Raw genomic sequence first — 11,968 nt, forward strand, 5'->3', positions numbered from 1 at the left:
AGTAGTGTTTATTTAGATTTATTGATTTTATGGTTTTCTAGATAGTAATCCATAATAGGTTGGAATGGCCCCAATTGGTGTTGTTCTTCCGTAAATGAATCCACATAGGGGCCATACGGTGTAGAAACAGGTTTTTTAACCAAATCCGGAAAATCGACCTCGCGATTGGGTTTGGTAGGTCTAAATTTTTGATTGATGTATCCCGCCACATCATAGGCCTCCTCATCGGTAAGCAAGGGTTGGTCATAGGTGGTTCCATAGGGCATATTACTCTTAATGAATTCTGCAGCGGTAATGACCCTGGTCATTCCTGCCCCATTGTTATAGGAATCATTGCCCCAAAGTGGTGGATACAGATAAAGTCCCTCCCCTTCCACAATCTGCCCTTGTCCATCCATTCCATGACATTCCACGCAGACTTTCTCAAAAATTAGCTGACCGTGTTCCAAATTCACGGAACGATTGGGTATCTTGACTTTCATAAACCCTTGCCCTTCTATTTTGCCATCTTCCGGTGCCGCACGGCCCAACCAATCCATGTAGGCCACAAGAGCTTTCATTTCTGCATTGTCTTCCGGCATCATTCTTCCATTCATGCTACGTTCCATACAGCCATTGATTCGTTCCTCAATCGTCCCAATTTTATCTTCACGTCCACGATATTGGGGAAAGCGTTTAATTACACCGATCAGCGGTGCACCATAGGGTTTGGTTCCGCCGTTGAGATGACAACTGGCACAAGCCAAGTTGTTTCCGGCAAATATTTGGGTGGAATCTTTCTGTTTGGGGCCAATGTGTAATGAGGTATTTCTGAAAATCTCAAACCCCCATTTGATCAGTTCATTTTTCTCGGAAAAGGAGAGGTTGTACACATTATAATCCATGTAGTAGACTTCGTCTGGAAAAGCAGCGTAGGTTTTTTTCTCAGAACCAAAGCCAATCATGATTACCCCAAATGCCAAAAAAATCAAGAGGGCTGTACAAATGCCCATTTTAGTGCACAACCCCCTTATTTGCTTGGATAAGGACTGAAAATCCGTTGAAGCGGAAGTATTTATATTTTTTTGACTTTCCCCCATGCTACCACATTGATTCATTAAAATCTATCTGAAGACTTAATTTATAAATGGTAGATCTGGAGTAGCGATATGGTGCAAAACCATGGAATTACCCTAAATACTTTATAGGAAAAACCATATAAAACATTGCAAACCAATACATTGTATTAAATTACAAAAAAATGTTAAAATTTAAGTGGTTAGGGTAGGTTATTTGCCCTTTGCGAGGACAATCAGTAATTAGAACAGCGCTCCTTCTCTCATTTTATCCAAGCGCTTATCAAAATGGTTTTCCATATACTGCATCTCTCCAAGCATGTTATTTTTTAAAAATAAGTATGGATTTTGACTCATTGACTCATGGAATTCACTAAAAGCTATAAAGACAAAACGGAGCAGTTGGCCCCGTTTTCTTTTTGATTGATGAATTTTGTGAAAAACTACAACTATGAGGTTGGTGGTTGGTAACCTGGAACCACATTTTCAATGGGTTTGATTGACTTCAGATAGGCAAAAATTGCCACAATATCCTCATCCTTAAGGTTAGCGTAGTTTGTAGGCATGGGTGGCATTATTGGTCGAGTATTGTCCATTCCTTTAAACTTGGCCTCACGCAATGCCTTGGTAAATTGCTCCAATGTCCAATTGCCAATTCCTGTTCCATGTGGCGTTAAGTTACCCGAGTAAGAGGTTCCCCCAAGGTCCCACGGCCGCTGTTAGGTCTCCCTTAAAAAGAACCCATGGTCCAATAGGGACGTTTTCAGGCACAGGGGGCATCTCTTGGGAAGAATCATAGCCCATTAAATATTTTTCCATATCCAAGACCGGACCCATATCGGTCATTTTCTTTGGAGTGTGACAATCCGCGCAACCCAAAACATCTACCATATATTTTCCATGTGCAACCAAATCTATAGGTGGAAGTTGATTTTCCACTATTTCCTCAAGGGGTTTTTCCTTTTTCTGTTGACATGAAACAAGAAGGATTAATAGGCCTAATAAGCCTAGAATTTTAGAAAGATTTCTTTGTGTTCTCATTGTTTTTACGAATAAATCGCGGCAATATTACAAACAAGAAAAACACAGAAATTTACAATTGTACAATTTGCTTTGCCAACTGTACAAAATGCTTAAATTTTAAAACAATTGATTTTGACCACCACCTTTAATCCTTCCCAAATGTTTATAAGCCAATTCAGTTACCTCACGCCCTCTTGGGGTGCGCATGATAAACCCTTGTTGAATCAGGAAAGGTTCATAAACTTCCTCTATGGTCTCCGCACTTTCCGAAACTGCTGTGGCCAAGGTGGTGATACCCACCGGACCGCCCTTGAACTTGTCAATGATGGTGGTTAGGATTTTGTTGTCCATTTCATCCAAACCGTGGGCATCCACGTTCAAGGCTTTGAGGCCAAATTGGGAGATATCCAAATCGATGTTTCCATTCCCTTTGATTTGGGCAAAATCCCTTACTCTTCGTAGCAATGCATTGCAAATTCTTGGTGTGCCCCTGCTTCTACCCGCAATTTCTATGGCTGCATCTTGACTGATGGGCACCTTTAAAATTTCAGCACTTCGTTCCACAATGGTGGAAAGCAATTCGGTATTATAGTATTCCAACCGACTTTGAATGCCAAATCGTGCCCGCATGGGTGCGGTGAGCAACCCAGAGCGCGTGGTAGCCCCTATCAACGTGAATGGGCTTAGATTGATTTGGACCGTTCGGGCATTGGGGCCCGTCTCTATCATGATATCAATTTTGTAATCCTCCATGGCCGAGTAGAGGTACTCTTCCACAATGGGACTAAGTCGGTGGATTTCATCAATGAACAAAACATCCCGCTCTTCCAAATTAGTGAGCAGTCCGGCCAAATCACCGGGCTTGTCCAAAACCGGGCCCGAAGTCACTTTTATGCCAACGCCAAGTTCATTCGCCAAGATATGGGCAAGGGTGGTCTTTCCTAATCCAGGAGGGCCGTGAAAAAGGGTATGATCTAAAGCTTCTCCCCGTAAATTGGCAGCCTCAACAAATACTTTCAGGTTTTCCAGCACTTGTGCCTGACCGGTAAAGTCATCAAAAGTGATGGGCCGGAGCGCTCTTTCGATATCCAGCTCTTCTTGGGAAAAATTCTCGGCAGTTGGGTCTAAATTTTCATTCATCGCTTAACAAATATAGTTGAAAAGCCCATGAGCCTGAAGGCACATCTTAAAAATCTAAGTCTTACCTTAGTTATCACGAAATAGCAGGCTTTGCCTCAACCTTCAGTTTATGGTCACCACAGAGTATTCCCTTGGAATTTTACAATATATCCCTTTTTTCTATGTCATTTGGTCGGATGACCTTTTATCGGTTTCTGAAATCTCCGTTGTTGAAAACACCATTGAACAAGACACTTCCTTGGATTCCAATGAAAAAGAGCAGTTGCGGTTTTGGTTGAATCGGGAAAATCCTCCAACGGATGACGAAATAAAAACTTGGAAGCAAGCCATTTCCACTTCTCAGGTCAAGCTCATTGAAAGTGATACGTACCCGCTAACATCGCTTAGCCAGCGTTTGGTCAATTTGCAAACCGATGGTTTGGGCTTCAATGAAAATCTCAAACATATCGAAATCAATTTGGGGATTCAACCGAACCATTACAATCATTTGTTTGAGGTTGATGTGGTTCATGAAAAAACTTCGGACCAGTATAATGCCAACATTCTGGATCATTTATTGAAAGGTCCCCATGCATTGGTGGTGGATGAATTCCGAAGCTTCTTGAATCAACCCATCTTTAAATGGGATATCCGAAGAAAAAAAGAGGATTTCCGGGCCAAAATCTTGGAACAGGTCCAGGTCTTGGGCAAAAAAGGCTACGGAGCCATGGCCTATCCTTCAGAATTTGGTGGAACGGGAAACATGCCTGCCTATGCGGCCATTTTTGAACATTTAATGTTTATTGAAGGTAGTCTTGCCGTAAAATTTGGGGTGCAGTTTGGACTTTTTGGGGGCAGCATTCAAAAATTGGGCACCCAAAGGCATCATGACCAATACTTATCCGATGCAGGGACAACTAACTTGCTAGGTTGTTTTGCCATGACGGAAACGGGACACGGCTCCAATGTACGGGGCATTAAAACCACCGCGACGTACGACCCAACCACCGACTCCATCATTATCGATACTCCTGGAAAAAATGATAATAAGGAATATATCGGTAACGCACTACACTCCAAAATTGCGACGGTTTTTGCACAGCTGATCGTGAACGGAAAAAATGAAGGGGTGCATGCTGTATTGGTTCCCCTCAGAAACGAAAAACACGAACTACTTGAAGGCATAATCATTGAAGACAACGGTTACAAACTTGGTCTGAATGGGGTGGACAATGGGAAAATTTGGTTCAATAATGTTTCGGTGCCACGGGAAAATCTTTTGGACAAATACGGCGAAATCAAGCCAGACGGCACCTACCATTCGTCCATAAAAAATCCAAGTAAACGCTTTTTCACCATGTTGGGCACATTGGTGGGTGGACGTATTTGCGTGGCCCGAGGTGCTCTGGGTGGTGCCAAGATGGCTTTGACCGTTGCCGTAAAATATGCCTTGAATCGGAGACAATTCAATGATAGCGTAAAAGTTCAGGAAGATTTGATTATGGACTATCCTACCCATCAACTGCGATTGACCCCTGCTGTGGCCAGTGCCTACGTCTACCATTTTACCTTGGAGGAAATGATGAAGCGCTACAGTGACGAATCGCAACCGGACAAACGGGAAATAGAAACGCAAGTAGCAGGATTGAAATCGGTGATTACTTGGTTTGCGAATGAGACTATCCAAGAGTGCCGCGAAGCCTGTGGAGGAAAAGGCTACTTATTGGAAAACCGTATAGCCGACCTAAAGGGCGATGTGGATATTTTCACCACTTTTGAGGGAGACAACACCGTATTATTGCAGTTGGCCGCCAAAGGTGTACTTTCCGATTTTAAGGCGGAGTTCAACAGTGCGGGTTTTGCATCGGTGCTCAAATTGCTGCAAACACAGCTTTCGGATAAATTAACGGCCATCAATCCACTTTATTCCAACAAAGTAGATGCAGGGCATTTGTATAATCCCAAGTTTCACAAGCACGCTTTCAACTATCGCACCCGAAGATTAACCTACACCTTGGCCATGCGAATTCGTAGCTATATCAAAAAAGGAGTCCCCTCCTATCAAGCTTTTTTAAAGGTGCAGACCCATTTATTGGCGTTGGGAAAAGCCTACAGCGTAGAGCTGGCCTATTCGGTATTTACTGAATTTTGTGCCAATGTTGAAGATGAGGAATACAAAAGTCTATTGGAAAAATTGGGAACGCTTTATGCGTTACATCAAATTCATTCGGATGCCCGATGGTATTTGGAGCAGGGCTATATTGGGGGAACCAAATCAAAAGCCATTCGCCAACGTGTGGAACGACTGTCCACGGAATTACGACCTCATATTGAAGTATTGGTGGATGGTTTTGGGATTCCCGAACATTGTTTAACGGCTCCTATCGTAAACTAATAGGATCAGTCGTCCTTTTTAATCAACTGGGCGGTATCCAAAAACTCCAAAATCGTGATTTTGGGTGTCCCGTGAAGATAAATCCGAGACCTTCCTTTGGCACTCAATTCAAAATCGCCATGGGCATAAATATGGGCTGTTGGGTCGTCTTCCATGGTTATTTTAACGGTTCCCACCTCCATGGTCTCCCCTTTGTATTTTGAATTGCCAACCAAGCGAGCTTGAATGGTGCTCGAGGTTCCTTCCAATGTCAAGGAAGCATCATTTTCCAAATCTACCAAACTGGTTTCGTTCACGGCATACACGTAGGCATCTGCCCTATTTCCTATAGTGACATTTAGCGAATCCACATCTACGTTAAAATCACCATGGCTGGTATCTTCCAAATTGATGTCCATTACGGAGGCACTGGCTTTGATGTCCAATCGGGTATTGTTGAATCCATCCACAAAGAGCTCATCACTTTGAATAATATCTTGGGAAACAATGCTGCCATCCTTTAGAGAAATTGCTCTGAGGTCGGTGTAGGTTACGGTGATGTCTAATTGTTTTTTGGCTGTGACATCATAATACGAGCTAATGACCAAAGTACCATCCTGTACTTCAAATTTAAGAATGTCGATAAGGTTGTCATCGGCGACAATTTCATACCCTGGTCCGAAGGACTTTTTAAGCACTATGTCCAGATTATCATTAAGAATAATGGCATTGAACGGGGGCAATTCTTCATTGACTTCGGTTACAACACGACTTCCTTTTATTCTCGGTTTTCGTTGCCCCAATGCGATGATGGGAACGCTAAGCAGTAGTACAACAAGTATTTTTTTCATGGTTCTTTTTTGGGGTATGGTGCACTAAAGATATTACAATTACTGCTAACTATTGTGATTCAATCATATACCAAAAAAAAAGCCCATCCTAAAGGATGGGCCGTATATTTTTTAAAGATACTCCTTAATGGTTGAGTTCTTCTTCGTTTTCTTGTAAGGGTACGTTCTGCGGCACAAAATCTTGACCGGCAATAATGTACTCTCCATTTTCGTAGGTCTTGCTATAGTCGTAAGCCCAACGGTATACATGGGGAATTTCACCAGGCCAGTTGCCATGCATATGCTCTTGTGGTGCTGTCCATTCCAAGGTATTGGAGCTCCAAGGGTTTTGAGGCCCTCTTTTTCCATAGAAAATACTGGAGATAAAGTTGTAGACGAATACCAACTGGGCCAATCCCGCAATGATGGCGAATACCGTCATCAATACCTGAACGTTTGTCAACTCATCAAACATAGGGAAAGCTGTGTTCTCATAATAACGTCGAGGTACACCAGCCATACCCACAAAGTGCATGGGGAAGAATACTCCGTAGGCACAAATTGCGGTTATCCAGAAGTGGACATATCCTAAATTCTTATTCATCATTCTACCTTGGAACATTTTAGGGAACCAATGGTATACCCCTGCAAATAGTCCGTACAAGGCTGAAATACCCATTACCAAGTGGAAGTGAGCCACTACAAAATAGGTGTCGTGTACGTTGATATCCAAGGTACTGTCACCCAAAATAATACCGGTAAGACCTCCAGAGATGAATGTGGAAACCAAACCTATGGAAAATAGCATTCCAGGGTTCAGTTGGAGGTTACCCTTCCATAAAGTGGTGATATAGTTAAATGCTTTTACCGCTGATGGAATCGCAATCAATAGGGTTGTAAAAGTAAATACAGAGCCCAAGAATGGGTTCATACCAGAAATAAACATGTGGTGACCCCAAACTATGGTTGAAAGGAAGGCAATCGCCAAAATGGAGGCTACCATCGCACGATATCCAAAGATGGGTTTCCGTGCATTAGTGGACATTACTTCAGAAGTAATTCCCAATGCTGGTAATAATACGATATATACTTCAGGGTGACCCAAGAACCAGAACAGGTGCTCATATAGCACGGGCGAACCACCTTGATAGTGCAATACTTCACCTTGGATGAAAATATCCGATAGGAAGAAAGAGGTTCCAAAGCTTCTATCCATGATCAACAACAAGGCTGCTGAAAGTAGCACTGGGAATGAAATCACACCGATAACAGCTGTTACGAAGAACGCCCAAATCGTCAATGGCAAACGGGTCATTGACATTCCTTTCGTCCTTAGGTTGATAACCGTTACGATATAGTTCAAAGAACCCAATAAGGAAGAGGCAATAAATATGGCCATGGATACCAACCAAAGGGTCATACCAGCCCCAGAACCAGGTTGCGCCATAGGTAATGCACTTAAAGGCGGGTAAATAGTCCATCCTGCTGCTGCAGGTCCAGCCTCAACAAACAAGGAAATCACCATGATGACAGAGGACAGGAAGAACAACCAATAAGATACCATGTTCAAAAAGCCTGATGCCATATCCCTAGCACCAATTTGCAATGGAATCAATAAGTTACTGAAGGTACCACTTAAACCAGCTGTCAACACAAAGAACACCATAATGGTTCCGTGGATGGTCACCAATGCCAAATAGATATCGGCATCCATAACACCATCTGGGGCCCATTTTCCAAGCAAAGCCTCAAAAATAGGGAAAGACTCCCCTGGCCAAGCCAATTGCATTCTAAACAGCAATGACATTGCAATACCAATGAATCCCATGATGAGACCCGTAATAAGGTATTGCTTGGAAATCATCTTGTGATCTTGGCTAAAGATGTACTTAGTAATAAAGGTCTCTTTATGATGATGTCCGTGATCGTCGTGTCCGTGTTCGTGTCCAGTAGCTGACATAATCTCTTCTAAATTTTGTTTTGGTTCTTTTCCTAGCCTTACTATTATTCTGCGGGTGCCATGCTCACCTTAAAGGTCTTTTGCTCTGCCATCCACTTGTTGAATTCCTCTTCGGTCTCCACCACTATTCTCATTTGCATGTTGTAGTGGGACTTTCCACAAATTTTGTTGCACAGAAGTACGTAGTCAAACTCCCAAGGTTCAGAGTTTGGCCTTCCTTCTGCGGCCCATTGTGCCCTAAGCGCATTGGTTCTTTTTACTTTTTCCACTACATCGGGATTCAACCGCATTTCTTCGGTAGTTACCGTTGGGGTGAATGAAAATTGTGTGATCATTCCAGGAACACAGTTCATCTGTGCTCTAAAGTGTGGCATGTAGGCCGAGTGCAATACATCCTGTGATCGCATTTTAAAGTTCACCTTTCTACCAACAGGAAGGTGCAATTCCTTTACGATGACATCGTCCTCGCCATTAGGGTCAGATTCATCCAATCCCAATACGTTGGCACGATCAATATCAATTAGACGAACGCTAGCATCACCCAATACATTATCATCTCCGGCATAGCGAGCTGTCCAGTTAAATTGTTGGGCATAGAGTTCCACTACCAAGGGGTCATCTTCATCATTTACATCCATGATATTGGTCCAAGTGTATAGACCCCAAAGAATCAGTCCTGCCAAAACAATTACGGGAATAATGGTCCAGATAAACTCCAAACGGTCATTATCCGCAAAGAAAAGTGCCTTTTTCCCCTTTTCACCACGATACTTGTAGGCAAAGTAGTGCAACAAGGCCTGAGTGATGAACTGAACAAAGAAAATGATGGCAAAGGATACCCACATCAATTGATCGTACTCTCCACCGTGGGCAGATGAAGCTTCAGGAAGCAACATCTTGGAATATTTTGCAAAACTAAATATGGTGATTCCGTAGATAAAAATCAGGAAACCAAACATAAGATAGCCATTGTTCTTATTGTCATTGTCAGTTGCTACCTCAGCGTGCTCTGTTTTGAGTTGGGACAATTCAAAAATCTTGGTCATCTGCCAAATTGCAATTGCCACCAGTACTAAAACAGTCAAAGTTAATAATGCAGTCATCGTGTATCTATCTAAGACTTAAATCGTATTAATAATGAAAATGTCTACTTTCCTCAATAAATGGGTTACGCTTTGGCAATAACGGAGCCTTGGTCAAGGTGTTGAACACCCAGAACACAAAGAGTCCACCAAAGAACAATATTCCACCTATTTCGGGCAGTCCTATATGCCATTGGTCTCCCACGGTAGCAGGCATTACCATATTGAAAATATCCAAATAATGGCCCAACAAGACCACAATACCGGCCATAATCACAAACCAGTTTACCCTTTTGTAATCACTGTTCATCAATACTAACAATGGAAACACAAAGTTCATGACCAACATGCCAAAAAATGGCAGTTTGTAGTCTTGAAAACGCGCTACGTAGTAGGTAACTTCCTCAGGTATGTCCGCGTACCATATCAACATAAATTGGGCGAACCACAAATAAGTCCAGAAAATACTGATACCAAACATGAACTTGGCCAAATCGTGGATGTGGCTGTCGTTGACCACCTCTAAATATCCTCTTGATTTTAGGTAAATGCTCACCATGGCAATAACGGTAATACCCGATACGAACATGCTGGCAAACACATACCATCCAAAAAGCGTACTGAACCAGTGGGGATCTAAACTCATGATCCAATCCCAAGACATCATGGACTCGGTCACCAAGTAGAACACCAAGAAACCGGCAGACCATCTAAAATTCTTTACAAAGTTGGAGTTGTCATCAGACTCATCTTGAGCCAGGGACAATTTTCTTGAATATTCACGGTAGAAAATCCAACCGCCCAAGAAAATAGCAGCACGAATCAAGAAGAAGGTTGGGTTGAGATAACCCGCTTTTCCTTGTAGCAATTCATCGTGTGCCACAACTTCAGAATCCATCCAAACAAACATATGGTTCATATGCAAAACGGAAAGCACCAATATCACGAACACGATGATACCTCCGGGCACCAAATAGGCTGTAATCCCTTCCATAACCCTAAACAATAATGGCGACCAACCAGCTTGAGCAGCTCGTTGAATAGCATAAAAGGCCAAAACTCCCAAGGCAATCATAAAGAAGAAAAATGCAGCTACATATAATGCAGCCCATGGTCTGTTCTGCAATTGGTGCAACAAATGCTCATCATGTGAAGCATCGTGACCTTCATCATGGGAAGCTTCTTTACCATGTGCTGCAGCTTCTCCGTGAGTTTGATCACCGCCATGGTCTTCGGTGGCTTCGGCATGACCTCCACCGTGGCCATCTCCGTGGGCGGATGCTACAATAGCTTTTGCCTCTTCCACGGTTGAGGGTGCGGATACAAAACCTATTGCCAGGAAAATAAGTCCAAGACCCATGGCAATGAAAGATCCTATTTTTAGTCTGTTTGAAAAGGTATACATAATCAACTCTTATCCAATTATTTTGTTAGGTCTTCCTTTAATTTCATCACATATTCGGACACCTGCCACATCTCTTTTTCATTTGCGAACTGAGAAGCATATGAACCCATAGAGTTCAGTCCATAATAAATGGTGTGGTAAGTGGTGCCTACCGTAATGTTACGTGCAGCATCCGAATAGCTGGGAACACCCAATATTTTTTCGCGTTTTACCAAGTTGCCCTGTCCATCTCCCTTGGGTCCGTGGCATACGGCACAGTAAATAGCATACAATTCAGCACCTTTTACCATGTTATCCTCCATATCCAAGGAATCCAATGGACTAGGGTTTAAACGGGCCAATTCTTTCCCTTCTGGTGTATTTTCAAACTCGTAGGGCATATATCCTCTGGAGATGGTTCCTTCAACGGGAAGCATGGCCGATGTTCCATCGGGGAACAACCCATTGTCCACACCTTGGTAGGTTTCATAGCCTACGGGTTCGTACATGTTTGGCATATATTGGTAGTTGGGACTGTTTTTATCGGCGCAAGCTGCAACCAACAGTACCAAGACCAAGACAACACTTATTTTACCTAAATGCTTCATAGTTTTAAGACTCCTTTTCTGTAACATTTATTTCCACCGCACCTGTTTCCCACAACAAATCGGTCAGTTCCTTTTCATTATCGTGTACGCCAATTTCCATTAAAAAGTGGTCATCGGTTGTACGTACATCTGGATTCTCCGCCTTTTTAAAGGGCCACATTCTACTTCTAAGGTAAAAGGTAATCACCATTAAGTGGGCTGCGAAGAAAACTGTCATCTCGAACATGATCGGCACAAAGGCGGGCATGTTCGCCAAATAGCTAAAGCTTGGTTTACCACCAATGTCTTGGGGCCAATCCTCAATCATGATGTAGTTCATCATCACTATGGCAACGGTCAATCCCAAACATCCATACATAAAAGAAGTGATAGCGATACGGGTATCCTCCAATCCCATGGCCTTGTCCAGACCGTGAACCGGGAACGGCGTGTACACTTCCTCTATATGATGGTGCTCTGCCCTCACTTTCTTTACGGCATGCATCAACACATCGTCATCATTATAAAGCGCTTGTATAACTTTTGATGCCATA

The 11,968-nt window shown here is 42.9% G+C and carries 11 protein-coding genes; 1 reads left to right on the forward strand and 10 read right to left on the reverse strand.

Annotation, left to right across the window (positions count from 1 at the left end; all coding sequences use genetic code 11):
* Positions 1 to 8 precede the first annotated feature (8 nt).
* The 4 genes from J0X14_RS11210 to ruvB all read right to left on the reverse strand — a co-directional run bounded on the left by J0X14_RS11210 (position 9) and on the right by ruvB (position 3,218).
* On the reverse strand, positions 9 to 992 hold the full coding sequence (locus J0X14_RS11210) for a c-type cytochrome (protein WP_207097868.1): 984 nt from the start codon (positions 990 to 992) through the stop codon (positions 9 to 11).
* A 512-nt stretch (positions 993 to 1,504) separates the two neighbouring features.
* Positions 1,505 to 1,696 carry a c-type cytochrome gene (locus J0X14_RS11215; protein ID WP_410548705.1) on the reverse strand — a complete coding sequence of 64 codons (192 nt, stop codon included), beginning with the start codon at positions 1,694 to 1,696 and terminating at the stop codon, positions 1,505 to 1,507.
* 37 nt (positions 1,697 to 1,733) lie between these two features.
* Entirely contained in the window at positions 1,734 to 2,096 is a 363-nt protein-coding gene (locus J0X14_RS11220; protein WP_207097870.1) for a hypothetical protein, read from the reverse strand.
* A gap of 99 nt (positions 2,097 to 2,195) precedes the next feature.
* On the reverse strand, positions 2,196 to 3,218 hold the full coding sequence (gene ruvB, locus J0X14_RS11225) for a Holliday junction branch migration DNA helicase RuvB (protein WP_207097871.1): 1,023 nt from the start codon (positions 3,216 to 3,218) through the stop codon (positions 2,196 to 2,198).
* Between the two features lie 109 nt (positions 3,219 to 3,327).
* Here ruvB and J0X14_RS11230 point away from each other — a divergent pair, with 109 nt between their 5' ends.
* A complete protein-coding gene (locus J0X14_RS11230) occupies positions 3,328 to 5,592 on the forward strand; it encodes an acyl-CoA dehydrogenase (RefSeq protein ID WP_207097872.1) in 2,265 nt (754 codons plus the stop codon).
* A gap of 5 nt (positions 5,593 to 5,597) precedes the next feature.
* On the opposite strand, the gene J0X14_RS11235 is transcribed toward J0X14_RS11230, so the two are convergent.
* From J0X14_RS11235 to J0X14_RS11260, 6 genes are all read right to left on the reverse strand, one after another.
* Entirely contained in the window at positions 5,598 to 6,422 is an 825-nt protein-coding gene (locus tag J0X14_RS11235) for a GIN domain-containing protein (protein ID WP_207097873.1), read from the reverse strand.
* 124 nt (positions 6,423 to 6,546) lie between these two features.
* A complete protein-coding gene (locus J0X14_RS11240; protein ID WP_207097874.1) occupies positions 6,547 to 8,361 on the reverse strand; it encodes a cbb3-type cytochrome c oxidase subunit I in 1,815 nt (604 codons plus the stop codon).
* 44 nt (positions 8,362 to 8,405) lie between these two features.
* On the reverse strand, positions 8,406 to 9,464 hold the full coding sequence (locus J0X14_RS11245) for a cytochrome c oxidase subunit II (RefSeq protein ID WP_207097875.1): 1,059 nt from the start codon (positions 9,462 to 9,464) through the stop codon (positions 8,406 to 8,408).
* Between the two features lie 28 nt (positions 9,465 to 9,492).
* Positions 9,493 to 10,848, reverse strand: a complete 1,356-nt coding sequence (locus J0X14_RS11250; protein ID WP_207097876.1) for a quinol:cytochrome C oxidoreductase — start codon at positions 10,846 to 10,848, stop codon at positions 9,493 to 9,495.
* Positions 10,849 to 10,865: 17 nt separating this feature from the next.
* Positions 10,866 to 11,435, reverse strand: a complete 570-nt coding sequence (locus J0X14_RS11255) for a c-type cytochrome (protein WP_207097877.1) — start codon at positions 11,433 to 11,435, stop codon at positions 10,866 to 10,868.
* Between the two features lie 4 nt (positions 11,436 to 11,439).
* The gene (locus J0X14_RS11260; RefSeq protein WP_207097878.1) at positions 11,440 to 11,967 is read right to left on the reverse strand and encodes a DUF3341 domain-containing protein; all 528 of its coding nucleotides are present in this window, start codon (positions 11,965 to 11,967) and stop codon (positions 11,440 to 11,442) included.
* Position 11,968 lies beyond the last annotated feature (1 nt).

It is taken from the genome of Allomuricauda sp. CAU 1633, assembly GCF_017313225.1.
Classification (GTDB): domain Bacteria; phylum Bacteroidota; class Bacteroidia; order Flavobacteriales; family Flavobacteriaceae; genus Flagellimonas.